This is a genomic window from Dactylosporangium sp. NPDC048998, from assembly GCF_043197855.1.
Taxonomy (GTDB): Bacteria; Actinomycetota; Actinomycetes; order Mycobacteriales; family Micromonosporaceae; genus Dactylosporangium.
In genome coordinates, this window is sequence record NZ_JBICTV010000002.1 from 618,357 (window position 1) to 643,110 (window position 24,754).

17 protein-coding genes are annotated in these 24,754 nt (G+C 71.9%); 5 read left to right on the forward strand and 12 right to left on the reverse strand.

Features of this window, described 5'->3' with window-relative positions; all coding sequences use genetic code 11:
- Window positions 1-13: 13 nt before the first annotated feature.
- The 4 genes from ACGFI8_RS06870 to ACGFI8_RS06885 all read right to left on the reverse strand — a co-directional run bounded on the left by ACGFI8_RS06870 (window position 14) and on the right by ACGFI8_RS06885 (window position 4,387).
- Window positions 14-484 carry a trypsin-like serine peptidase gene (locus ACGFI8_RS06870; RefSeq protein WP_392800968.1) on the reverse strand — a complete coding sequence of 157 codons (471 nt, stop codon included), beginning with the start codon at window positions 482-484 and terminating at the stop codon, window positions 14-16.
- A gap of 135 nt (window positions 485-619) precedes the next feature.
- Window positions 620-2,461: a potassium channel family protein gene (locus ACGFI8_RS06875; RefSeq protein ID WP_392800970.1), complete on the reverse strand. Its 1,842-nt coding sequence runs from the start codon at window positions 2,459-2,461 to the stop codon at window positions 620-622.
- A gap of 356 nt (window positions 2,462-2,817) precedes the next feature.
- Entirely contained in the window at window positions 2,818-3,381 is a 564-nt protein-coding gene (locus ACGFI8_RS06880; protein ID WP_392800973.1) for a DUF1684 domain-containing protein, read from the reverse strand.
- A 10-nt stretch (window positions 3,382-3,391) separates the two neighbouring features.
- Window positions 3,392-4,387, reverse strand: coding sequence for a fatty acid desaturase family protein (locus tag ACGFI8_RS06885; RefSeq protein ID WP_392800976.1), 996 nt, complete (start codon window positions 4,385-4,387; stop codon window positions 3,392-3,394).
- Window positions 4,388-4,524: 137 nt separating this feature from the next.
- On the opposite strand from ACGFI8_RS06885, the gene ACGFI8_RS06890 reads away from it, so the two are divergent.
- Complete coding sequence (locus ACGFI8_RS06890; RefSeq protein ID WP_392800979.1) at window positions 4,525-5,481, forward strand: lactonase family protein; 957 nt, start codon at window positions 4,525-4,527, stop codon at window positions 5,479-5,481.
- A 73-nt stretch (window positions 5,482-5,554) separates the two neighbouring features.
- Window positions 5,555-5,827 carry a hypothetical protein gene (locus ACGFI8_RS06895; RefSeq protein ID WP_392800982.1) on the forward strand — a complete coding sequence of 91 codons (273 nt, stop codon included), beginning with the start codon at window positions 5,555-5,557 and terminating at the stop codon, window positions 5,825-5,827.
- Window positions 5,828-5,832: 5 nt separating this feature from the next.
- On the opposite strand, the gene ACGFI8_RS06900 is transcribed toward ACGFI8_RS06895, so the two are convergent.
- The 3 genes from ACGFI8_RS06900 to ACGFI8_RS06910 all read right to left on the reverse strand — a co-directional run bounded on the left by ACGFI8_RS06900 (window position 5,833) and on the right by ACGFI8_RS06910 (window position 13,332).
- Window positions 5,833-6,753 carry a hypothetical protein gene (locus ACGFI8_RS06900; protein ID WP_392800985.1) on the reverse strand — a complete coding sequence of 307 codons (921 nt, stop codon included), beginning with the start codon at window positions 6,751-6,753 and terminating at the stop codon, window positions 5,833-5,835.
- A 343-nt stretch (window positions 6,754-7,096) separates the two neighbouring features.
- Complete coding sequence (locus ACGFI8_RS06905; RefSeq protein ID WP_392800988.1) at window positions 7,097-7,573, reverse strand: hypothetical protein; 477 nt, start codon at window positions 7,571-7,573, stop codon at window positions 7,097-7,099.
- Window positions 7,570-13,332 (reverse strand): ThuA domain-containing protein, encoded by a 5,763-nt coding sequence (locus ACGFI8_RS06910; RefSeq protein WP_392800989.1) that lies wholly within the window; start codon window positions 13,330-13,332, stop codon window positions 7,570-7,572. The genes ACGFI8_RS06905 and ACGFI8_RS06910 overlap by 4 nt, the downstream gene beginning before the upstream one ends.
- Before the next feature lie 348 nt (window positions 13,333-13,680).
- Here ACGFI8_RS06910 and ACGFI8_RS06915 point away from each other — a divergent pair, with 348 nt between their 5' ends.
- A complete protein-coding gene (locus tag ACGFI8_RS06915) occupies window positions 13,681-13,908 on the forward strand; it encodes a hypothetical protein (RefSeq protein ID WP_392800992.1) in 228 nt (75 codons plus the stop codon).
- Between the two features lies 1 nt (window position 13,909).
- On the opposite strand, the gene ACGFI8_RS06920 is transcribed toward ACGFI8_RS06915, so the two are convergent.
- Window positions 13,910-14,611, reverse strand: a complete 702-nt coding sequence (locus tag ACGFI8_RS06920) for a DUF6082 family protein (protein ID WP_392800995.1) — start codon at window positions 14,609-14,611, stop codon at window positions 13,910-13,912.
- A 269-nt stretch (window positions 14,612-14,880) separates the two neighbouring features.
- Window positions 14,881-16,176 carry a ricin-type beta-trefoil lectin domain protein gene (locus tag ACGFI8_RS06925; protein WP_392800997.1) on the reverse strand — a complete coding sequence of 432 codons (1,296 nt, stop codon included), beginning with the start codon at window positions 16,174-16,176 and terminating at the stop codon, window positions 14,881-14,883.
- Window positions 16,177-16,333: 157 nt separating this feature from the next.
- Here ACGFI8_RS06925 and ACGFI8_RS06930 point away from each other — a divergent pair, with 157 nt between their 5' ends.
- Window positions 16,334-20,239 carry a hypothetical protein gene (locus ACGFI8_RS06930; RefSeq protein WP_392801000.1) on the forward strand — a complete coding sequence of 1,302 codons (3,906 nt, stop codon included), beginning with the start codon at window positions 16,334-16,336 and terminating at the stop codon, window positions 20,237-20,239.
- Here the strand turns inward: ACGFI8_RS06930 and ACGFI8_RS06935 are convergent.
- Window positions 20,219-21,163 carry a TIGR03557 family F420-dependent LLM class oxidoreductase gene (locus ACGFI8_RS06935; RefSeq protein WP_392801001.1) on the reverse strand — a complete coding sequence of 315 codons (945 nt, stop codon included), beginning with the start codon at window positions 21,161-21,163 and terminating at the stop codon, window positions 20,219-20,221. The two genes, ACGFI8_RS06930 and ACGFI8_RS06935, sit on opposite strands and share 21 nt — an antisense overlap.
- A 74-nt stretch (window positions 21,164-21,237) precedes the next feature.
- Here ACGFI8_RS06935 and ACGFI8_RS06940 point away from each other — a divergent pair, with 74 nt between their 5' ends.
- Window positions 21,238-22,449, forward strand: a complete 1,212-nt coding sequence (locus tag ACGFI8_RS06940; RefSeq protein ID WP_392801004.1) for an MFS transporter — start codon at window positions 21,238-21,240, stop codon at window positions 22,447-22,449.
- Window positions 22,450-22,476: 27 nt separating this feature from the next.
- Here ACGFI8_RS06940 and ACGFI8_RS06945 read toward each other — a convergent pair whose 3' ends face one another.
- Window positions 22,477-22,899: a hypothetical protein gene (locus ACGFI8_RS06945; protein WP_392801007.1), complete on the reverse strand. Its 423-nt coding sequence runs from the start codon at window positions 22,897-22,899 to the stop codon at window positions 22,477-22,479.
- A gap of 2 nt (window positions 22,900-22,901) precedes the next feature.
- A complete protein-coding gene (locus ACGFI8_RS06950; protein ID WP_392801009.1) occupies window positions 22,902-24,749 on the reverse strand; it encodes a sigma-70 family RNA polymerase sigma factor in 1,848 nt (615 codons plus the stop codon).
- Window positions 24,750-24,754 lie beyond the last annotated feature (5 nt).

A 24,754-nucleotide genomic window follows, 5' to 3' on the forward strand; every position in this document is an offset into this window, starting at 1 on the left:
GCGCTCCCGAAAGCTAAGCCAGGCCGCGCAGCTGGGCGGCGATGCGGTCGATGCGAACGCCGGAGTTCGGGCAGCCGCCGAAGTGGTGCAGGGCGATGACCTTGTTGGTGCGCCGGGAGATGACCGGGGAGCCGGACGAGCCGCCGTCGGTGTCGCAGAAGTACGACATGTCGGTGTTCGCGGCGTAGCCGTTGTAGGACGGGTTGCTGACCGCGCAGTTGCCGCTGCGCTCGATGCTGTCCTGCATGGCGATGAGGGTCGGGGCGCCGCGCGGGTGCTGCGGGATGTAAAGCTCCTCGCCGCGCACCGGCGCACGGTCGTCGATCTCCAGGTATCCGAACTGCTGGATCTGGTTGAACCACACCTCGGTGCCGCGCGCCTCGCGGGTCGTCGCGAAGCAGTGGCGGTTGGTCAGCATGCGGTTCTGCGTGCCGACGCGCCAGGCGGTGCACAGCTCGACGCCGTTGATGAGGATCCACGCCACCGGCTTGAGTTGGCGTACGCGATCGGATGAGCGCGTCCTCCCGATGGGTTCGCGAGAAGGGACGCCCGCACCGTTAGGGGTAAATCGGGCGATCCGCCCATTCAACGAGCGATCCCGCCGGCAGGGATCGGGAATTCACCGGGATCCGTCGACCGTCCCGCCGGTCCGAGCCAACAGGTCGCCGAGTCCCAGCCGCGTCGTTACCACGGTCAACAGATCGTCGGCGCGCAGGACATAGGCGGCCGGCGGCGCCCAGACGGTCTGGCGCTCCTCGTCCGTCGCCACGGCGAGCACCCGGACCCCGCCGACCTCCTGGGCCGCGTCGACCGTGCGGCCGTCCAACTGCGAGCCGGCGCACACCGGCACCTCCGCCAGCAGCAGCACCTGGCGGTCCACCGGGATCGTGCCGATGACCTCGCGCTCGAGGAGGGCGGCGGCGAAGGCGGGCGCGGCGAGATACGACACGCTCCGCGAAGCGGTGATGCCGAAGGCGCGCTGGACGCGGTCGGCGAACCGGCCGTCGAACAGCCGCAGGATGACCCGCAGGTCGGGCTTGAGCGCCCGGCCCTCCAGCGCCGCCTCCAGGTTGGCCTGGTCGTCGGTGGAGACCACGATCAGGGCCCGGCAGGTGTCCACGGACGCGGCCCGCAGGGTCTCCACACGGCTCGCGTCGCCGACGATGAACGGCACGCCGCGCTCCCGGGCCGCCTGCGCGCCGCGGGCGTTCTCGTTGCGGTCGATCACCACGACCGGCACGCCGAGGTCGACCAACGAGTGCATGACCCGGGTGCCCACGTTGCCCAGCCCGACCACCACCACATGGTCGGACACCGGCTCGCGCAGCCGGCCGAGCGCGATCGCGAGCCGCGCGTTGACGACGGCCTCGACGACCGCGGCCGTGATGACCGGGATCAGCGCCACGTTGACCAGGCCGAGCAGGGTGGTGACCAGCTTCTCCGGCCAGTGCTCCTCGAGGTCGGGGCTGGCGCCGGTCAACTCGGACAGCAGGGTCACGTAGCCGGCGTTCCACCAGCTGACGTGCTTGTAGTGCGCGATCACCGCGGTGCCGGCGACGAGCACGGCCACCAGCACCGCCGCGGTGACCCACAACCGGCGGCTGACCAGGCCGCGCAGGGTGCGCAGGGGGCTGTGCAGCTGCCGGCGCCACCAGCGCCGCACCCGGTCGGCGCGCGCCCTTCGCCGCGGTTGGAGCCGCTCGTCCCGCGCGAGGACCGTGGCGGCGCGTTCGCCGGTGGCGACGGCGAGTACCAGATCGGCTTGTTCTTCCGGCAGGAGCTCGGCCACGTCCGTGCCGTCCGTGCGGGCCAGCCCGCAGACCACGTCGTCGGGGCGCACCTCGGCGCGGCGGGCGACGAAGAGCGTGCGCTGCGCGACCCGCACGTGCACCGGCGCGACCTCGCCGAGCGCCTCGGAGACGAACGCGGGCGCGGCCATCTGGGCGTCGGAGAGCACGCGGACGTCGGCGAAGTTGCGCCGCACGCTGTGCCCGAGACGCAGGTTGAACATCCGGATGACCAGCCGGATCTTGCGGTTGACCTCCTGCGCCTGCAGCGCCGCGTCGAGGTTGCCGATGTCGTCCTGCTTGACCAGCGCGAGCGCGTCGGCGTCGGCGAGGTCGGCGCGCTCGAACGCCTCGGTGTCGGGCCGCTCGGCCTCGACGACCCGGCCGCCGCGCTCGGCCAGCAGCCGCGCGATCTCGGGCCCGTGCCGCCGCTTGGCGCTGGGCAGGATCGCCGTCACCTGGACGCCATACTGCTGGATCAGCTCCCCGATCAGCCGCAGCGCCAGCGGGTCGTCGCCGCAGACCACGACCCGCTTGGCTGGCGCGTGCACGACGTGCCGCTCCGCCGGCCGGTCCGCCCCGCCGCCGGGCTCGATCGACCACGGACGGGTGATCGCCTGAACGCGTGGAAGGTTGCCGCGCAGCCGCCGCATCAGCCACGACTCGGACGCCACCGGGCGATCCTAGCGAAGATCACCAGTTTCCGATGACCGCCCGACCTCGTTGGGCCCGGCGAATCGCATTGTCGACCAGATGGGTTTTCGAGGATGAACACGTGGTTTCGCCGGACGGTAGGCACCGTCGGCATCGCCGGCGGCATGCTGCTGCTCGGCGCCGGCGCAGCACACGCCGATGACACCGCACCGGCACCCGGCCAGCTGGACGATCTGTTCTCGCCCGCCGGCGGCCCGAAGTCGGACGGAAGGGGGCAGTTTCGGCCATCCTGGATAGCCGGCACGGCAACGGTGGATCACGGCGAACCCCGCGCGCCGCGGCCGCCAGGCCCGAACACCAGCAATCCGAGGCGCGGTCAGTGGTAGGACAGTTCGCCGGCGCGGATTTCGGCGGTCAAGCGGTTCTCGTACGGCGCCAGTGGGCAGGCCCACGCATCGTCGTAGGCGCACGAGGGGTTGTAGGCGTAATTGAAGTCCAGGCGGACCCGGCCGTCGGGCAGGATCTCGACGCCGCGGCCGTGGGTGCCCTTGATCGTGTCGGTCAGGTAGCGGCCCGCGCCGTAGGTTTCGTGGCCGCTGGTGGTGTCGCGGAAGGGCAGGAACAGGCCGCCGCCGTACGCGGCCAGCCAGAACAGGGTCAGCGGGCCCCACGGTGTGGGCAGGATGCCCACGCGGTCGTAAGGCAGCACGCCGTCCGGGCCGCCGGCGGCGATCTCCAGGGTGCCGTGGGCGGGCTCCGGCCGTACCGTCGCGATGAAATCCTCCGAGGCCGGAAAGTAGCGCAGCGGTCCCGGCGCCGCCGACTGCGGGTGGGTGGCGAACAGGTCGTCGCGAAGGGCCCGGAACCCCGCCAGGTCCGCATCGGACAGGTACATGGCGGCGACCCGGGCCCGGTAGTCGGCGAGTGAGAGAGCATCCACCCACCGAAAGCTACCGCCGCAGCGGCGCTCCGGCCTCGTGCAGATGGCGCAGCGCCTGGGCGTAGGAGCCGACGAAGGTGGCCGAGTGGTACGGCACCCCGATCTCGGCGCAGAACCGCTCGACGATCGGCTGGGCGCGGCGCAGGTTGGGCGTGGGCATGTTCGGGAACAGGTGGTGCTCGATCTGGTAGTTCAGGCCGCCGAGCGCGACGTCGAGCCAGGCGCCGCCGCGGACGTTGCGTGACGTGAGCACCTGCTTGCGCAGGAAGTCGAGCTCGTCGGCGGCCGTGAGCACCGGCATGCCCTTGTGGTTGGGTGCGAACGTCAGGCCGAGATACAAGCCGAACAGCCCCTGGTGTACCGCGATGAAGGCGATCGCCAGGCCCGGCGAGAACAGCAGGAACGCGGCGGCCACGTAGACGGCGAAGTGGCCGTACAGCAGCGCCGACTCGAGTCGGCGGCGCTTCACCGTGCCGAGGGCGCGGGCGCTCTGCACGTGGAGGTTGAAGCCCTCGAGCAGCAGTAGCGGGAAGAACAGCAGCGCCTGATGGCCGCCGATGAGCCGCGCCAGGCCCCGCGCCCGCTCGGCCTGCCGCGTGGACCAGACCAGGATGTCGGGCGCGACGTCGGGGTCGTGGTCCTCGTGGTTGGGGTTGGCGTGGTGGCGCGTGTGCTTGTTCATCCACCAGCCGTAGCTCATGCCGATGCCGGCGTTGCCCGCCAGGACGCCCAGCGCCTCCGACCAGCGGCGGCCGCGGAAGACCTGCTTGTGGGCGAGGTCGTGGGCGACCAGGGCGACCTGCGCGTACGCGACGGCGAGGACGACGGCGAACCACAGGCTGTGGGTCGCGGCCACGCCCACCCAGCCGCCGGCGTAGAGGGCGGCTACGAGGGTGAGCCGCAGCGCGTAGTACCCGGGGCGCCGGTCGAGCAGCCCGGCCGCGCGGACCCGCTGGGACAGGACGGCGAAATCGGTGGCCTTCTCCGCAGAGACCAGAACTGTCATGCTGATCAGCGTCCCGAACCGGCCGCCGGAGATCGAACCTGTCAGCCCCCGGGCCGGACGGTGGGGCTGACCCCACCCCTAGGGGTTGCGGGCAGTCCGCGCCGCATACCCGTGGCACGAAGCCTAGGCTTTGTCGAGTGCCAGTGCTCATCGGCTCCTACGCGGACCAGTATTCGACCTACGACGACGACTTCGAGCCGCTCGCCCCGCCCGTCCGGACGCCCGCGCCCAGCTTCCTGGCCGTGGGGTCCACCGGGATCCGGTACGCCGTCGCCGAGCTCGAAGGCGGCCAGGTCTCCGCCTTCACCCCGGGCGGCGAACTCATCAACACCCTGCCCACCGGCGGCGGCTCCCCGTGCCACGTCGTGGTCGCCGGTGACCGGCTGCTCGTGGCCAACTACGCTGCCGGCAGCGTCGCGGTGTTCGCGCTGCGCCCGGATGGGGGCCTGGACCGGCGCACCGACCTGGCCCAGCACGCCGGCGCGAGCGTGGTGGCCGACCGGCAGGAGGGGCCGCACGCCCACCAGGTGACGGTCCGCGGCAGCATGGTGCACGTCGTCGACCTCGGCATGGACGCGATCGTGCATTACCGCCTGATGCCCGAGGGCCGGCTCGAGCACGTGCGCACCACGACGGTGCAGCCGCTGGGCAGCGGGCCCCGGCACCTCGTGTTCCACCCCGACGGGCGGGTGTTCGTCGCCAACGAGCTGGCGTCGACCGTCTCGACGTACACCTCCGGCTTCGAGCTGCTCGACGTGAAGCCCTCGTGCCTCGTCCAGCCGGTCGGCGACAACTTCCCGAGCGAGCTGGCGCTCTCCCCCGACGGGCGGCGGCTCTACGTCGCGAACCGCGGTAACGACACGATCACCACGTTCTCCGTCGAGGCCGAGGGGCTGCTGCCGATCGACGAGGTCTCCACCGGCGGCACCTGGCCTCGTCACTTCGCGATGCTCGGCGCAAGCCTCTGTGTGGCCAACCAGCACTCGGGGACGGTGGCTCTGCTCGAGCTCGATCCGGAGAACGGCGTGCCGCACCCGGCCCGCGTGGTGCTGGAGCACCCGTCGCCGAGCGCGGTGATCCCGATCGATCGATAATCCCGGGCGAGATGCGGAATGAGGCGGCACTGAACCCTTGCTGAACCGCCGTTCAGTGCCGCACCATCGACCCATGGGTGAGCTGGTGGCGCTGCCCAAGACGGGCGACGTTTTCGAGGACGTGCGGGGCGGCGACCGCACCATGCGCGTGACGTGTCATCCACAGCACGGCACGGTCGTGGTGTCGCTGTGGGTGGACAGGATCTGCCGGGCGTCGTTCCAGCTCGCCGAGGCCGACCTGCCGCGCCTGCAGGAGGCGCTCGCCGGGATGCGCTTCGAGGCGCCCCTGGAGGAGCCCTTCGACAACGCGCGGCCCGGCCCGGAGGAGCTGCCGGAGACGGCCTGACGCGCTCAGGCGATCTCGGTGGTGAGCGCCGGCTTCTCGGCGACCTCGGAGCGGGTGTTGCGGCTGCGCTGGCGCGGCACGCGCGGCTTCGGGGCGATGATGGTCGACGCCGTGATGCCGGCCTGGCGGGCCGCGTCGAGGGTGTCGCGCAGCTCCGCGGCCTCCTCGGCGACCTCGGCCGCCTCCTGGGAGAGGGCGGCGGCGGCCACGACCGCGACGTCCGCGGCCTTGACCGCAGCGCGCTCGGCGGCGGCGGCCGCCTCGTAGAGCCGGCGGGCCCGGCTCTCCGCGGTGCGGCGCAGCTCGACCTCTCGGGCGGCCAGCTCCTGCAGCGGGTCGGCGCCGGCGACGCCCTTGAACACCTGCTCCAGTTTGTTGACGGTGATGTCGCCGCGCTTGAAGGCGTCGAGCGCGGCGCGGGACACCTCGCGTTTGGCGTCCTCGTCCTGCTCGTTCGCGGGCAGCTCGGAGGAGACCTGGCCGGCCGACTGCAGCGCCTCCTGGTAGGCCTTCTGGGCCACGTCGAACGACGCCCACGCATGCTCCCGGGCCGCCTGGGCGGCGGCGCTGCGGGCCTGGGCCTCCACGACGGTGATCTGTGCGCGCTTGGCCGCGGCGGCGGTCGCGGCGGCCTGGCGGATGAGCTCGCCGGCCTCGGTGCGCAGCCGGGCCCGCTCGGCCGGGCTCAGGCTCGCCCGGGCCGCCTCGACGGCGGCGCGGCGGTCGTCGCGGTTGTGCCGGTAGAGGCTCCAGCGCGAGAAGAACGCCGCGAGGAGTACGAAGAGAACGATGAACGCCATCAACGCCAGCCACAGGACGATGGCGCCCGTGACCGGGTCGAGACCGAAGATGCCCCGGCCCCCGGTGAGGGTCCACGGCAGGTCACGGGGGGATTGTGCCAACGTGGCGGGGGCGTGAAGGGCCACGGCGCGACCTCCGGCTGTGGGTGTCGCTTCAGCGTAGTCGGCGGCCACCAGGCCGGTCACCCCATCGAATGGTGACTATTCGACGAAGTTCCGTACACGAATAGTCACGATCACGCAAGAAAGGCCCGCTCATCGGCGCGTCGCGCGGTGTGTCGCGGTCGGATTCCGTGGTGATCATGATGAGAATGTCGGCGACTTGTCATCACATCGTGATCATCCGGGAAATCCGGATGTACGCCCGCCGGGGGATCGCCATCGTCCGCGCGATGTGCGTGGTGAGGGCGACCACCGCGCGGGTGGTCGCCCTCAGCGAACCGCTGGCCTCGGTGGCGGCACCGGCCCTTCAGGAGCGGCGCAGCCGGACCACCGAGACCGCGGTGAACCCGGCCGCGACGGCGAGCGCCGCCAGCCCCCACAGCCAGAGGCGGGACGACGGCTCGGGCGGCGGTGGCGGAGCGGCCCGCGCCGCCGGCGACGGCGGGCTCTGCGCCGGACGGGCCTCGACCACCGCCTCGGCCCGCACGGAGTCGGGTGCCGGCGCGGTGACCACGACCGTCCAGCGACCCGGCGAGAGCACCGGGCCGGAGGAGTAGAAGCCGCGGCCCTCGCCGGCCGGGTCGAGCTGGATCGGTCCGACCGTCCGGCCGCCCTCAGCCGTGGCTGTGAGGACGAGCCGGACACCCATCTCGGCGGGGCGGCCGTCCGCGGAGAACGCGCGGACGGTCACCCCCGTCGCGCCGTCCCCAGCGACCTCCAGGTGGAGGCCGCCGGGGGTCGGCGCGAGCAGGCCGAGCACCATCATGAGGGACAGAACCCTCACAGTTTTCCGTTCTTCTTCAAGCGGTTCGGGTCCGAATCGAGCCGTCCGGTGCCCTGCAGCGACTTGCCGTCGTTGGCCGTGACGCCGACCTGGCTGGGCGGCGTGCCGCCGAGCCGGATCGTCATCGCGTCGGCGTCGCGGATCAGCGTGTTGCGAACCTCGGCCTCGGGCACCAGGGACGCGGTCAGCAGCGCGCGGAACGCCGCGAGCTCCTTGAGCGCCTTGGTGTCGTTGCCGTTCGCCTCCGCCTTGCGGACCTTGTCGAGGGAGTTCGAGAGCTGGCTGTACGCGTTGTTCGCCAGCCGGCTGGTCGCCTTGAACCGGTCGAGCAGGTTCTGCATGTCCCGGAACGAGGTGGTGACGAAGAACGTGACCGTGGTGGTGGTCGCGTTCCCGGCGTTGTCGGTGCCCACCACGGTCAGCTGGTGCATGCCGAGGTTGAGCTCGTACATCGCCTGCAGGGTGCCGGTCTGGTATGCGCGGCCGTCGAGCGAGCCGGCGACCGACTTCATCCCGGACGTGGCGTCGATCGCCTGCCACGTGACCCGGACGTCCTGGCTGTCACCGTACAGCTGCCCGTCGGCCAGGCCGGCCACGATGACGGTCGGCGCGGTCGCGTCGATCTTCAGGATGGCCGACTTGAGCGTCTCCACGTTGCCGGCCGCGTCGGTCGCCTTGTAGAGCAGCTCGTGCTGACCCTCGCCGGTCACGTTGACCGGCGCGGTGTACGGCGTCCAGGCCCCGCCGTCGAGCGACCATTCGACCTTCGACACCCCGGAGCCGGCGTCGGTCGCGGCGAGCGAGACCGGCGTGGCGCCCTTGTGCCAGCCCGCGTCCGTGGCCGGCGCGAACGTGGCGGTGGTGACCGGCGCGGTCGCGTCGATCTTCACCTCCTGCACCTTGTGTTCCGACGTATTGCCCGCTTTGTCGGAAGCGCGGTACCGCACCTGATGCGTGCCGTCGCCGCTCACCGCGATCGGCTGCGTATAGGCCGTCCACGTGGCGGCCGAATCCAACTGGTACTCCACCTTGTCGACGCCCGACCCGGCGTCGGTGGCCACCAGCGTGACGGTGACCGGTCCGGTGAACCAGCCCGCCGTGGCCGTGCCGTCCACTGTGGACGAAACGGTCGGGGGCGTCGTGTCCACGACCGCCGTCGTCAGGTGGAAGTAGTCGAACGAGGCCGGCTTCGACGCGGTCTGGCCCGCGCCGAGGGTGAAGAGGCCCACCTTGGCGTTGGTCCCGACCGCCGCGTTGGTGAGTGTGGCGATCGGCGTCCAGGTGGCGCCGTCCGCGGAGTAGCTGCCGGTGTACGCGTTACCCACCTTGGCGATGCGGAGGTACCACACCCCCGAGGTCAGGTTGCCCACGTTCGGCTGCGGATCCTGCACCGCACCGCCGATCTCGCTGCGCAACTCGATCCGCCGCACCAGCGCCTGGCCGGGCTGGTTGTCGACGATGTAGTCGAGCTTGACGTAGTTGTCGTCGTCGACGTACACGATCGGGCCGCCCTGCTGGTACTGCTCGTTGAACGCCGAACCGTCCACCTTGGTCTCGATGGTGAAGTCGCCGTTCGGGGCTTTCTGCAGGATGAAGTTCTTCGGCCCGCTGTTGCCGGTGCCGTAGATGTCGCCGTTCGGGACGTCGATCTGCAGGGCGCCGTTCAGGATCCGGTACCCCGCCGGGTCCTCCCGCACGATCGCGTTCCACCGGCAGTGGTCCAGTGTCGACGAGGTGAACTCGTCGTTGGGGTCCACACCGGACGGTGCGGTGTCGGGCGAGAGCTGGAACCAGTCGAACGCCGCGTCAACGACCGGCGCCGTGGTGCCGCCGTTGAGCGCGAAGAGGCCGACCCGCGGGTTGGCGATGCCGGCCAGCGCCGCGGCCCGCCCGACCGGGACGAACGTGGTGCCGTCGGCGGAGTACGCCGCGGTCAGGTTCGTGCCGTCGGAGATGAGCCGGACGTAGTACGTGTCCCCCGCCTGCGCGCTGATCGAGTCGGCGGCCTCGTTGCGCGGGGTGCCTGCGCTCTCGCGGATGAACTCGACCCTCCGCGAGCCGGAGTACAGCAGGTCCACCTTGGCGTAGTTGTCGTCGTCGCCGTAGAGGATCAGGCCGGCCTGCTGGTAGTTCGCCGTCGTCGGCAGGGTCACCTTCGCGGTGGCCTGCCAGGCGCCAGTCGGGGCCGGCTGCAGCACCAGGTTGGTCGCGCCGTTGGTGCCGCCGTACAGGTCACCCGAGGCGGTCGGCAGGTGCAGCGCGCCGCCGCTCACCGACAGCGCCTGGGTCTCCCGCACGACCGTCCACCTCGTACGGTCCAGTGCGGACCCGAGGAAGTCGTCCGAGCGGGCACCGAAGCACTGGGTGTTGGGCGCCTCGGACCGCACCGCCACCGTCGCGGTCCCCTTGGCGCCGCGCGCGTCGGTGACCGTGAGCGTCGCCGTGAAGTTGCCCGGCGCGGTGTAGGTGTGCGTGGCGTTCGCCGTCGCCGCGGTGCCGCCGTCGCCGAAGTCCCAGGCGTAGGTGAGCGGATTGTCGCCCTCGGCGTCGGTCGCCGAGCCGGTGAAGGAGACCGTGAACGGCGCCGTGCCGCTCGCCGGGCTGGCGGCCGCCGTCACGACCGGCGGCGCGTTGTCGGTCACGCCGCGGCCGAGGAAGTCGATCCAGTTGATGTTGTACCCCGCACCCGCGCCGGTGGCGATGAAGTACAACGGCCCGGACGTGGTGCTCGCGGAGATGGGCACGTTGAGGTCGACGTACGTCTGCCACCCGCCGGTGCCGGGCACCGCGACCGAGCCGACGATCGGCCCGTCGAGCGTCCCGGTCCGGATCTGGATCGTGCCGCCGCTGGCGTTGTTGCTCGCGGCCCGGATCCGCAGGCTGGTGATCCCGGTGAGGTTCATCGGCGCGAAGGAGAACCAGTCGCCCTCCTCGACGAACCCGATGTTCTGGTAGCCGCCGAGCGGGTCGCCGGTGGTCTCCCGCTGCACGCCGGGGGTGCCGCCCGAGTTGACGCCGGGCACCCGCCCGGTCGCCGTGAAGTACTCAGCCTGCTTGCGCTTGGGCTGCAGCTGGACCAGCGAGCGTCCGGTCAGCGGCGCCGCGCCGCCCGCCCCGCCGCCGTCCACATAGGACGCCTCGATCACGGCGAAGACGTTGGCCTCCGCGCCGTGTCCGCTGGCCAGCGAGGTCTGCACGGTGCCGGAGCAGCCGGCGTACTGCTCGAGCGGGTGGGCGTGCTCGTCGTGCCCGAGCAGGTACTGCACCTGGACCTTCGAACAGTCGATCGGCCCGTCTTCGGGGTCGCTGACCTCGACGGTGAACTTGACCTGGTCGCCCCAGTCGTAGAAGCCACCGTCCGGCGGCAGCGTGATCTTCACCGTCGGCGCCGTGTTGCCCACCGTGATCGGCACGTTCGCGGTCCCGGTGCGCCCGCCGTCGTCGGTGACGGTCAGCTGGGCGGTGAAGTTGCCGTTGCTGGTGTAGGTGTGCGACGGGTTCGCCTCGGTGGAGGTGCCGCCGTCGCCGAACGCCCAGGCGTACGTGATGGCCTGCCCGTCCGGGTCGCGCGAGCCCTGGCTGGAGAACTGCACGGTCAGCGGCGCGACGCCGCTCGTCGGCTGGGCCGCCGCCTGCGCGATCGGGGCGCGGTTGCCGGCCACGTAGTCGATCCGGTACACACCGGAGTCGTCGTTGTTGCCGCCGAAGCCGGTGCCCCACTCGATGAGGTACAGCGCGCCGTCCGAGCCGAACTCCATGTCCATCGGCCGGATGAACGGCATGCCCGCCAGCAGCTGGTTGATGTCCACCAGGGACTTGCCGTCGGCCGAGACCTGCATCGTGTACAGCTTGTTCTGGTTCCACTCGCCGAAGATGGCCTTGCCGTCGTAGTAGGCCGGCCACTTGTTGTCCGCGGTGTTGTTCGCGTCGTAGCGGTACACCGGGCCGCCCATCGGCGCGCCGCCGCCCCCGATCTCGGGGAACTTCGAGTTGCCGGCGTAGTTGTAGTCGACGGTCGCCGGGATGGCCGGCGGCAGGTTGGTCAGGCCGGTGTTGTTGGGCGAGTTGTTCACGGGGGCGGCGCAGTTGAACGCCGACCCCGACGGGCCGGACGGGAACGTGAAAGCCCGGTACGGCACGTTCGCGCCGGTGCAGTACGGCCAGCCGTAGTTGCCCGGCTGCCCGACGATGTTCCACTCGACGGTGTTGCCGGGCCCGCGGTTCGGGTCGGCCTGCGCCGCGTCAGGCCCGTAGTCGCCCATGTACACGATGTCGGTCAGCGGGTCGACGCCGATGCGGAACGGGTTGCGGAAGCCCATCGCGTAGACCTCGGGCCGGGTCTTCGCCGTGCCAGCGGGGAACAGGTTGCCGGCCGGGATCGTGTACGTCCCGTCGTCCTGGGGCGTGATCCGCAGGATCTTGCCGCGCAGGTCGTTGGTGTTCGCCGACGTGCGCTGGGCGTCGTAGTCCTGGCGCCCCGACCGCTCGTCCAGCGGCGAGTAGCCGCTCGACTCGAACGGGTTGGTGTTGTCGCCGGTGGCCAGGAACAGGTTGCCGTGGCTGTCGAACGTCATCGAGCCGCCCTCGTGGCAGCAGGTGTTGCGCTGCGTGGTCACCACGAGCACCTGCTTCTCGCTGGCGGGGTCGATCGTGTCGCCGTTGACGGTGAAGCGGCCCAGGATGTTGCGCGGCGGGCCGGCCGCCGGGCTGTAGTACAGGTACACCCAATGGTTCTGTGCGAAGTGCGGGTCGAGCGTGATGCCCAGCATCCCGTCCTCGTTGCCGGTGAACACCGGGATCGTGGCGGCGGTGACCGTCCTGTGCGTGTCCGGCTTGACGATCTGCACGCGCCCGTCCCGCTCGATGTAGAACACGCGCCCGTCGGGGGCGATGTCGAGCTCCATCGGGTTGTTGGTGTTGCTGTCCAGCGTGACCTTCTCGAAGCTGCTGGTCAGCGAGGCGCTGCAGTCGGCCTGGACCACGCCGGCGGCGCTCTGGATGCCGCCGAGCAGGTGGCTCAGGAACTGCGGGTCGGAGTACGACTCCTGGGTGTGGCCGGCCCCGGTGTACCAGGCGCGGCCCCCGTCGTAGTCGTGGCACCACGCGAACGGGTGGTCCGCGCCCATCGCGCCCGTGCCCGGGGTGTAGCTGGTCTCGTCCAGGCTGGCCAGGACGTGCACCTTGCCCCGCGGGTTGGTCCGGTAGTTGTACCACTCGTCGTACCGGCTCCACCGGGCCGGAAGGTCCTTCGTGGACGGGTGCGCGGGGTCCTCGACCTTGATGGTGGCCTGCTGCTGCGCCGGGTGGCTGGTGAACCAGGCGCCCATGAGCTCGCCGTACCAGGGCCAGTCGTACTCCGTGTCGGCCGCGGCGTGCACGCCCGCGTAGCCGCCGCCGTGCTCGATGTAGCGCTCGAAGGCCGCCTGCTGCGCGGCGTCGAGCACGTCTCCGGTCGTGGACAGCCAGACGACGACCTCGTACTTGGCGAGGTTGGCGTCGGTGAAGAACGCCGCGTCCTCGGTGGTGTCGACGGTGAAGTTGTTGGCGGCGCCGAGCGCCTGGATGGCGGCGATCCCGGCCGGGATCGAGTCGTGGCGGAACCCGGCGGTCTTGGAGAACACCAGGACGTCGAACGGCCCCGCGGCCGCGTTGTCCTGCGGGACCTGTTGTGCGGGCAGGGGTACCTCGCCGGGAGCCGCCTGCGCCGGCGAGGGCAGCACGACGGCGGCGCCGGCGACGAGCGGGAGGATTGCAGCCATGATCGGCACGCGGGACGCGCGCCTTCGAACGTTGAACACGGAGCTCCTTGTACGGGGCTTCGCGCAACGGTCGCCGATACCGCTGAGCTGGTTCGGTGGAGCGGGGGTGCGATGGTGCGGCGGAACGCGGCCGGAAGCGCCCCGCCGAGGACGCCACCCGACCGCCGGGGTGGTTCGTTGCGAACCCTTACAAACTAGCGAGCAAGCGCTTCGTACGGAAGACAGAGCTCCCCTATCGGGCGATTTGCCCCATTCGCACCCCGTCGCCAGGCACGGCCCGCGCACGCGCGTGATAGCGTCAGCGCTCGTTGGCTTTGGCTCGCAGCCCCAACGGCAAGGAAGGACGCCATGCGCCGCCTGGGTTCCACGCCGCGCGAACGGGGCTCACACGACGAGCTCAGCTGCCCGGACATCTTCGAACTGCCCGACGGGCGGTTCGCGGTGATCGGCACCGAAATGACCAGCGAGTTGCGCGGCCTGCTCCCACCCGACGCCGGCGTGGCGAGCTACGAACGCATCGTTGTCATCAGCCGGGACACCCTGCTGCACGCCAAGCGCGACATCCCTGACGCGTGACTCAGCCGGCCCCGTCCCGGCCGCCGGCCGCGGCCGCGACGGCGGCCTGGTACGCCTCCTCGCACAGCGCGTCGAACGCGCCCTCCGGAGTGCCCGGCAGGCGGACCGCCTGCCGGAGCTCACGGACCTCCGCCCAGAAGCCGCGGATGAGCGGATTTTCGAACTCGCCGGCGAGCATGATCCGGAAGTACGCCTCGTCCCGATCACCGCTGCGAAACACCAGGTTGTAGTAATTCAGCACCAGGTTGGCGTAGAAATACTGCTTGCGCAGCCGCGGTGGGACGCCGGGACCGTATCGGGAGTAGACCTCGGCCAGATCCGGGTCCTTGATGGCCAGTTCGGTGATGTGCACGTGCAGTTCGCGGAGGACGGCCTCCGACGAGCGCCGCAACTCGCGCTGCGACTGTTCGGTCGCCTCGCGCTGCATGCGCAATTCCGCGCGCTGCATGCGCAGTTCGTTGAACTGCACCCACAGCGTCGCGCCCACCACGATCAGGGCGAAGACCGAGAAGATCCCATTGACGACAGAGAACGCGTCGCTGAGCTGGTCCCAGCCGTGCGGCGCCCGCGTGTCGGTGATCAGCCCCGCCGCTCCGACACTGGCCAGGCCCAGAATGCCGGCAAGCAGGAGCACGCCCAGGCACAGGCCGACAACGAGGAACAATCGCACCGACGCGGCGCGACCGGCGTAGATTCTGCCCATCGCACACCCGACCCATCAATGGTCGCCTCCACCCGGCCGGAACCGGGTGACGAAGGTTCCATCATGGGCGCGTCATGCGAGGTTTGCCGAGCGTATTCCGGGACTCTTGACTGAATGAATCGTGAATGAGTCCGGGACGCCCCGATCGCACCCAACAATATCATCCGCAATCGGCCGGGGCCAAACGATCCCGACGGATTCACGGCGCATTCACACGTGCGTTTTCCGACTGCGGCGGGCGATGATCGACGCCACGGAGCGGGGTGGTGTCAGCCGAGGGTCCAGATCTGGTTGTCGCTGCCCTTGCAGTCCCAGATGATCAGCGGGGTGCCCACGCCCGTGCCGGCGTTGGCGGCGTCCAGGCAGCGGTGGGAGTTCGTGTTCTCCCAGGTGTTGTTCTCGTGGCGGACCCACTTCTGGGCCGGGGTGCCGTTGCAGCTGAACACCCATACCGCGTTGCCGTTGCCGGTGCCCGCGTTCTGCACGTCCAGGCACAGGCCGTTTTCCGCGACCAGGAATGCGCCCGTGTTGAGGTCGCCCTGGACGCGCCAGCGCTGGTTGCCCGCACGAAACTCGCAGTTGTCCAGCACGACCGCGTTGCGCTGGCTCGAGCGGAACTCGATGCACTTCTGCGACTGCTTGCCCACCATCCGGCCCGAGGTGGGCTGGACGATCGGCGGCGGGGCGGGGCTCGACGACGCGGGGACCGACTCGGGCGGCGCGGAGGCGCTGTGCGAGGCGGCCGGCGAACCGGCGCGGGAGCGCGACGACGACGGAGCCGGCGTGGTGGCGGCGCTCGGCGGCTCCTCCGCCGACGGGTCGGCGGCACCGACGGCCGGCTCCGGGGCGCCCGGCATGCTCACGCCCGGCACCCTCGGCGGCAGGCCGTTGTTGCGCGAGCCGCCCGAGTCGCCGCCGCTGGCCCACTGGAAGACGACGGCGCCGGTGATGAGCAGGATCAGCACGGCGACCGCCACCGCGCCGACCGGGTAGCGGCGCCACGGTGCGACGCGCCGGCGGCTGCCGCGGTAGTCGTCGGCGTCCTCGGGGTCCTCCTCGGTGACGATCGCGAGCGCCGGGGGCTCGTAGTCGGCGAGCGTCGGCGAGTCGTCCGCCGGCACGGTGTGGGCGGGCAGGAGCTCGCCCTCGACCGTCTCCACCTCTTCAGGCTCTTCGGGCTCTTCGGGCTCGGGTTCGGGTTCGGGTTCGGGTTCGGCAGCGTCGGGCGAAGCAGCGGTGGCGTCGGAGGATGGGGCGAGGTCGGGGTCGTTCGTCACGCCGGGCAGCGACACGATGAACTCGAGGTGCTCCGTCTCCGGCGCCTCGATGAAGGCGTCCGGGTCGGCGGCCAGCACCGCCGGGATCGACGCGGTGGCGACCGCCGTCGGGCCGTCGGGGCGGCGCTGGTGCGGGATAGCGGGGATCGTCGGCTTCGCCGGGGTGAAGGGCTCGGGGAGGACCGGTACCGATGCCGTGGGCGGCACGCGGTGGCGGGCGCGCGAGGAGGCACCGTGCGGCAGACCGCCCGATTCGCTCGCGTCTTTCCCGTCTCCAGCGACGGACATGCGGCAACCCCCTCCACTGGCCGGTACCGCCCGGAGCACCGTAGCTTGCGTCAGTAACAAAGCGCGACCGGCCGTAAGTCCGATGCGCGTCACATCTGGACCGCGACGGTGCGGTATTGGGCGCAGCGCGTTGCGATCGGCCGGTAAGTTTTCCCGCATGGTGCCAGAGGGCTGGGAAACGATCGCGGCGCAGCATACGGTGTGGGGTCGCGTCAAGGACGCGAAGACCTACCGTGATCGAGCCGTCACGCTGGTCGGAGGGCTCGCCGAGGCGCGCCGCCGTTCGGCCGGCTCGCTGGGCGACGACCCGTGGCAGGACGACGACTTCGGCACCCGCATGTCGCGGCAGGTGGCGCGCCTGGTCGACCTGCTCCCGCCGGATGAGCGGCTCACCGGCGAGGAGGCGCTGCGCCTCGTGGTGGTACCGCTGCTGCACGACGCCCTCTGGGCGGGCCTGGCGGCGCAGGAGCGCGGGGTCGAGCCGGGCGACCTGGAGCCCTCGCAGGACGCGACGAGCGACCGGGCCGCGTTCGAACGGTTCACCCAGACCTATGCCCAGCCGCACCGCCGTGCGCTGGCGGCGATCCGGGCCGGGCACCGCGAGACCGCGGCCGAGCTGGGCTGGTGGCTGTTGCACCGCTGGATCGGGCGGCGCCCGCAGGCCTACCAGCCGGCCACCATCGCGGCGCTGACCGGCTGGGCAGGCACGATCGGGCATGAGGACGCACGCACGGCCGAGACGCTGCGCGCGATCCGGGCCGACCCGGCGTTCCTCAACCGGCACGACCGGCCCGAGTCGCTGCTGTCGCAGCGTGGCGAGGTGCGGGAGCGGCTGGTCGCGTTCCTGCTCGCCATCGCGCGGGGGCTGGCGATCGAGGTCACGGTGCTGCCCGAGGTCATCGGCGAGCACCTGGGCATCGGCGACCCGGTCACCGCCGGGCAGGTGCTGGACACGGTGCGCAACGGGCACTGGGAGCCACGCGGGGCCACGCTGGTGCTCAGCGCCGCGTGCGCGCACCCGTCGATCGAGGTCGCGCTGCGTGCGCACATCGACACGCTCAACCAGCTGCTGGCCGAGACGCAGCGTGCCGCCGCGCGGGACGACTCGCTGCTGCCGCTGCGCCAGCTGCCCAACCGCGCCGCGACCGACGACGTCGGGCCGTTGGTGCGCGACGGCGTCCCGGCGTACCAGTCGGCGGGCGTGCGCTTCCGGCTCGCCGAGGACCGGGTGCGCGAGCTGCTCATGGGTGAGCAGCTGTACGGCGACCCCGCGCTCGCCATCCGTGAGCTGTACCAGAACGCGCTGGACGCCTGCCGCTACCGGGAGGCGCGCACGGAGTACCTGACCCGCGCGCCCGGCCGACCGCTCCACGAGCCGAAACCTTGGGAGGGGCGGATCCGGTTCGTCCAGGGCGTCGACGAGCACGGCCGGGGATACCTCGACTGCACCGACAACGGCATCGGCATGGGCGTGCGCGAGCTGAGCGAGGTGTTCTCCCAGGCCGGCGTGCGCCTGGCCGACCTGCCGGAGTTCCTGGAGGAGCAGGCCGAGTGGGCCCGGCTGGACCCGCCGGTGCAGCTGTTCCCCAACAGCCGCTTCGGCATCGGCGTGCTCAGCTACTTCATGCTCGCCGACGAGCTCACCGTGGAGACCTGCCGGATGGGCCGCGACGGCCAGGCCGGCGAGCGGCTGCGGGTGTCGATCGCGGGCCCGGGCAGCCTGTTCCGCATCCAGGACCTCGGGCCGGGCACCGAGACGGGCACGACGGTCCGGCTGCACCTGCGCGAGGGCGTGACCGTCGGCTCGGTCGAGGAGCTGCGCAAGCTGCTGTGGGTCGCCGAGTTCACGACCGAGGCGACCGACGGCGTGCAGAGCCAGCACTGGGCGCCCGGCGAGCTGTCCGCCGCGGCGAGCGCTGTCGAGGACGAGGAGGAAGAGGAAGAGGGCGTCGGCCCGGGCGTCGTGCCGGCCGAGGGCTCGCGGGTGTGGTGGTGCCGGGGCAACGGCGCGCTGCTGGCCGACGGGCTCTACGCGGGCAAGGAGATCTTCGGCGCGGTGATCAACCTCAACCGCGACCTGGCGCCGCGCCTGTCCGTCGATCGGACCAAGATTCTGGCGTACCGCGAGGACGACGTCGACCGCCTGCTCTGGGAGGCCGTTCCCGCGCTCACCGCGCCGGGCACGGCCCTGCTCGGCTACGACTGGCTGTGCCGGCTCGCCCCGGTGCGCCCGCTGGTCGCCGATCTGATCTTCGAGCAGGCGATCGAGCGCGGGCACGGCAAGTGGGAGATGGACGGCGAGACCGTCGACGCCGCGGTCACCGGCTGCTTCGTGGCCAACGACGGGCCGGTCGGCGGGCCGGACGAGCTGGTCGAGTGGCGGCTCACGGCGCTGGCCGCGGGCGGGCGCTACCGCAAGGTGCTCAAGCCGGGGCCGGACTGGAAGCGGGCGCTGCGGGCCCGCCCGTCCGACGCGCTGCTGCTCAGCGTCGACGTCGACGGCACCGGGCCGTGGCTCGACCCGGTCGACATCGTCCCGCTGGTACACCTGGTCCGCGCCGCCCGCAAGACCGGCCGCTCGGCCCCCGAGATCGCGGCGCGGCTGGAGACGCTGGGCTTCGAGCCCTCGGTCGGCGCCGAGACGGTGGGCGTCGACCCCGACGACCTGATCTTCACCAGCCGCGACGTGGACGGGACCCGGCCGTGGCTGCAGCCCGACCAGCCCGTACACCTCGTGCACCTGCTCCGGGCGGCGCACAAGACCGGCCGGAGCGTGCACCAGGTGGTGGCCCGGCTGCGGCAGCTCGGCTTCGACGTGGACGTCGACGTCGACGTGCTGCCGCTGGAGCAGTTCGGGCCGAAGGACCTCACCATCGCCAGCCGCGACCTCGACGGCTCACACCCGTGGCTCGACCCGCGCGAGCCGGTGACGCTGCTGCACCTGCTGCGCGCCGCGCACAAGGTCACGCTGCCCGCCGACGAGACCGCGGCGCGCCTGGCGCTGCTCGGCTACCAGCTCGACAGCGGCTGGGAGACGCTGGTCACCGAGCCGGACGACCTGGTGATCATCTCGCGTGACCTGGACAGCACCTCGCCGTGGCTGGACCTGAGCGAGGAGGTGGCGCCGGTGCACGTGCTGCGCGCGGCGGAGCGCACCACGCGGCCGGTCGCCGAGGTGGTGGCCCGGCTGCGCTCGTTCGGCTTCCGGCTCGGCGGAAACCTCGACGCGATCGAGGTGGTCAAGCTCGAGCCCGAGGACCTGCAGCTGGCCAGCCGCGACCTCGACGGCTCGCAGCCCTGGCTGGACTCGGCGCGGCCGGTGCCGCTGATCCACCTGCTGCGCGCCGCCGAGTCCACCGGCCGCGAGCTGCGGGACGTGGCGGCGCGGCTGTCGGCGTGCGGATATCGGGTCGACATCGACCCGGACGCCATCCTCATCGACCACCTGGAGCCCGACGACCTCACCATCACCAGCGAGGACCTGGACGGGTCGGACCCGTGGCTCGACCCGATGAAGCCGGTGCCGACGATCCGCATCCTGCGGGCCGCCCAGCGGACCCGGCGCAGCGTGCACGACATCGCCGCGCGGCTGACGTTCCTCGGCTACGCGGTCAGCCTGCACGGCGCCGGCCCGTCGCTGGACCAGGTGGAGCCCGACGACCTGCTCATCACCAGCCGCGACCTGGACGGCTCGCAGCCCTGGCTGGACCTCGATGAGCAGGTGCCGCTGCCGCACCTGCTGCAGGCCGCCCGGCGGGTGCGCCGGCCGGTGCACGAGATCGCGGCGCGGCTGGAGACGCTGGGGTACACCGTCGACGTCGACCTCGCCAGCATCGCGGTCGACGCGGTGAAGCCCAACGACCTGCTCCTGGCCAGCACCGACCTGGACGGCTCCCGGCCGTGGCTGGACGCCTCCCAGCCGGTGCCGCTCAACCACCTGCTGGCCGCGGCGCAGAAGATCCGCAAGCCGATCGAGGAGGTCAGCACCCGGCTGCGGGCGCTGGGCTACTCCGTGCCGGACGTGGACACCCGCCTGCCGCGCCTACGCCCCGGCGGCGTGTAAAACAGGGAGCAGGTCTGCGCGTGCCCACTCGATGAAGTCGGCCTGGTGCTCGCCGCCGATCTGCAGCAGGGCCACGTGCGTGCAGCCGGCGTCGACGAACCGGCGTACGGCCTGCACGTGCTTGTCGACGTCGGGGCCGCAGGAGATCGCGGCCGCGACGTCGTCCTCGGCGACGAACGACGTGGCCGCGTCGAAGGCGCGCGGGTCGGGCAGCTCGGCCATCACCGGCCACTGCAGGCCGGACCAGCGAAACTCCGCCAGCGCCCGCTTGCGGCACTCGGCTTCGTCGCGGCCGTAACACAGCGCCACCTGCCCGTAGAAGGGCTTGCCGGGCCGCTTGAGTGATGCGTTGGGCTGCACGGTCACGACGCCGTCGGCCATGTCGGCGATCCCCAGCGACTCCTCGCCGGAGACGGCGACGACGACCGGCACGCCCTCCTCCGGCACGTCCCACAGCCGCGCCTCGGGCACGTCGTAGTAGGAGCCCGAGTGGCGGACGGACTCGCCGTTCAGCAGCGGGTCGATGATCTCCAGCGCCTCGGCGAGCATCTCGTGCCGCTGGGTGCGGTGCGGCCAGGCGCCGATGACGTGCTCGTTGAGGTTCTCCCCCGCGCCCAGGCCCAGGGTGAACCGGCCCTGCGACATGACCCCGATCGTCGCCGCCTGCTGGGCCACCACCGCCGGGTGGTACCGCCGGGTCGGGCAGGTCACCATCGTCATCAGGTCGATGTCGTGGGTCGCGTAGGCAGCCGCGCCGAGGACCGACCAGGCGAACGGGGAGTGCCCCTGCTCGCTGAGCCAGGGGTTGTAGTGGTCGGAGATCGCCGCGAAGTCGAACCCGGCTCCCTCGGCCCGCACGGCGTTGTCGACGAGCTCGGTCGGACCGGCCTGCTCACACATCATCGTGTACCCGAAGTTCACCATGGCGCTTCGGTACCCGCTGTGGCGTGGGTTACGCAGTTGTCGACCACGCGCAGCACATGGGACAGAATCAATCGATGTTTCCCTATCGGACCGTGGCGCGGGACCGGGTCTTCGGCCGGGTCCTGCCGGGCCTTGCGCTCTCCGCGCTCGGCGACGGGATGAGCGCGGTCGCGATCGGGTGGCTCGCGATGCAGTACGCGCCGCATCACCAGCGGGGCCTGTGGGTCGGGCTGGCCGTCGCCGCGTACACGCTACCCGGGGCGATCGGCGCGGTCGCGCTGGCGCCGCTGCTGCGCGGGCGCGACGGTGCGCACCTGGTGGCGCTCGACGCGGTGCTGCGCGCGGTGTTCCTGGGCGCGGTACCGCTGCTGTCCTACCTGGACGCGCTCACCATCGGCCGATACGCGGCGCTGCTGGCGGGCTCCGCGCTGCTGTCCGCGTGGGGCTCGGCCGGGCGGTACACGCTGGTGGCCCAGGTACTGCCGGCCAAGCTGCACCTGCCCGCCAACGCGCTGCTCACGCTGCTCACCGAGGCCTCGACGGTGGCCGGCCCGGTGCTCGCCGGGCTGCTCATCGCCTGGCTCGGGGCGCCGGCGGTGCTCGCCGTCGACGCGGCGACGTTCGCGGTGCTGGCGGTGTGCTTCTTGGCGGTCCGCGCGCGGGCGCCGCTGCCGCGCCGGGAGCAGCCCGCGGCCGGCCTGGCGACGATCCGTCACGACCGGGCGCTGCTCGGCCTGACCGTGCTGTCGTTCTGGTTCTTCCTACTCTTCGGGCCGATCCCGGTCGCGGTGCCGCTGTTCGCGTCCTCGGCGCAGGAGGTCAGCCTGCTGTACGCCTCCTTCGGTGTCGGCGCCGTGATCGGCGCGATCGCCACCGGGCACCTGCCCCGGCTGCCCCTGTGGCCGGCCACGATCGGCTCGGTGATCGCGTTCGGGCTGCTGCTCACGCCGCTGGGGCTGGGCCTGCCGCGCTGGGCGGACATGCTGACGCTGGCGCTGGCCGGGCTCGCGTGGTCGCCGTACCCGGCCACGAGCGTGTCGCTGTTCCAGCGCGCGGTGACGGCCGAGCGGCTGCCGCCGGTGCTCGCCGCCCGCGGCGCGGTCCTGGTGCTCTCCACGCCGCTGGGCACGCTGCTCGGCGCGCCGATGGTGCAGGCGGCCGGGCCGGACACCACGCTCGTGGCGTGCGGCGCGGCGACCGCGGTGCTCGGCGCGGTCGCGCTCGTGGTGCGGCTGCGGGCGCGCGCGCCGATGGTGCACATGGCGGAGCCCGGCGCCGCCCGCTGAGCGGCCCCGGTCAGGCGACGGCCCCGGTCAGGCCACGTCGTGCAGGTCGTCCAGGTTGTTCATGTTGTCCAGGTCGTCCAGGACATGGCGATAGGAGCAGAGCCGCCGGGTGTACTCCCGCAGCGCGGCGATCGCCTCGTCGATGTCCTCGGTGAGCACGTCCGGCAGGTCGACCAGCAGCCGCCGGCCGTCCACGGTGCCGTAGCCGCTGACCTCGAAGGCGCCCTCCCGCACCCAGAGGTCCACGCCCAGGTCGACGGTGGTGCGCTCGTGCCGCAGGACCACCCCGACGAGCGCGAACGGCGCCTCGCCGGGGCCGATGCGGCCGATGAGCTCCCAGTGCAGCGGCCCGTGCGTGGCGGCGACCTGCTGGCCGTACCGCTGGAAATCCTCACAGGCCTCGTTGAGCGCACCGAGCAGTGTGGCGGCCCCACCCGATCTCGCGTCCATGGTCATCCTCCTGCGGCTCGATAGGCGGCGCCCACCTGGGTCGGGGTGGTGCCGTTGCTGTAGAGGCCGGTGTCGCCGGACTTGCTGGTGTAGAGCAGGAACCAGCTGTAGCGCTCGACGTAGGACAGCCCCTCCAGCATCGCCGTGGAGCTGTTGACGAACGCGACCTGCTGGTCCGTCGACGGATAGACGGTGCCGTTGTCGAAGCGCATCAGCGCGTACTCGGTCAGCCAGATGGGCAGGTGGTAGCGGTTGTAGACGTTCTGGATGTAGTTCTTGAGCTGGTTGGTGGCGTTGGCGGAGAAGTCCCCGCCGTACCAGTGCAGGGTGATGAAGTCGACCCGGTAGCCGCGCTGAGAGACGCCGGTCATGAACTGGTCGAACCACCCGCCCGGGGTGTCCGCGCCGTAGGCGGGCGCGGGGCTGCCCAGCCGCATGCCGGTTGCCTGCAGCTGCGGCCACAGGTCGAGGACCTGCTGCGGGGTCATGTTCGACTGTTCCTTGAGGTCCGGCTCGTTGAAGGCGAGCAGCGTCTTGCCGTTTGCCTTCGCCTTGGCCAGGTCGGCGGCGACGTTGCCGCCGCCCCACACCATCGGCACGAACTCGACGCCGGAGACGCTCGCGACGGGGCTCGGCGACCAGTCGTAGTACCAGCCGGCCTTGACATCGCGCAGCGCCGGGGCGTTGTTCGAGCCGAATTTGCCGTTGGTGCTGACGCCCTTCTTGGCGCTCTTCGTCGCCGGCGGCAGCGCCGCGACCGTGGTCTTGGAGGGCTCGGGGCTCGGATCGAGGCTCGGTGCGGCGCTCGGCGGGGCCGAGATCGGCGCCGGCCCGCTCTGCGCCTGCGGCGGCGCCTGGGCGGGCGGGCCGGAGGGCGCCGCCGCGGTGATCACGGGCTGGTCTTCGCCCTGGGTGGCGACGTACACCGCGCCGGCGGTGCCCGCGAGCGCGACCGTCGCCGCGATGCCGACCATCGCCGGCTTGGCGGCGGCGACCCAGCCGGCGAGCATCGCCTTGAACCCGCCGGCCTTGGCGGTGGCCGTGGTACCGGCGGACGCGCCGGTGAGCAGCGCGCCCGTGTTCGCCGCGGCGGCGGTGAACACGAACGGCACCGGGACCAGCGCAACGCCGGCCAGCAGGCGCTCCGCAGCGATCATGTCGGTCCAGGCCCGGTCGCACTGCCGGCACTCGCGGGTGTGCCGGGCCAGCCGCTTGCGCCACAGCGCGGTGGGGCGCCCGTCCCAGCTGTGCAGGACGGCGCCGAGATCCGGGCAGCCGGGCCGGGCCGCGAGCGCCCGCACGACCGCTCGGGCCGCGTCCAGCTGGGCCTTCATCCGCTGGATGCGCACCGCCGCGTGCTGGCGGGTCAGGTGCAGCGCCTCGACGACCTCGTCGCGGTCGAGCTGGCCGGCCGCCTCCAGCCACCACAGCGACAGCAGCTCGCGGTCGTCGTGGTCGAGCCAGCGGGTGGCCTCGGCGACCTCCTGGCGCTGGCCGGACAGGCGCAGCCGGGTGATCGCCAGGTCGGCGAAGTCGGCGCCCGGATCGGCGGTGTCGGTCGGGTCGGCCCAGTCGCCGACCAGCGGTGCCTGCACCTGGCGGCGGTGCCGGTCGCGGACCTGGGACATGGCGATGGCCACCGCCCAGGAGCGGAAGCTGTCCGGCTCGCGTAGGCGCGGCAGGCCGTCGACGACGCGCAGCATCGTCTCCTGCACGACGTCGTCGACGTCCGCGTGCCCCTGCAGCGCGCGCCCGACGATGTTGTAGATCAGCGGGAGGTACTCGCCGACCAGGGCATCGAGTGCCCGCTGGTCGCCGGCCCTCGCCGCGATCACCGTGGCCGTGCTCATCAGCG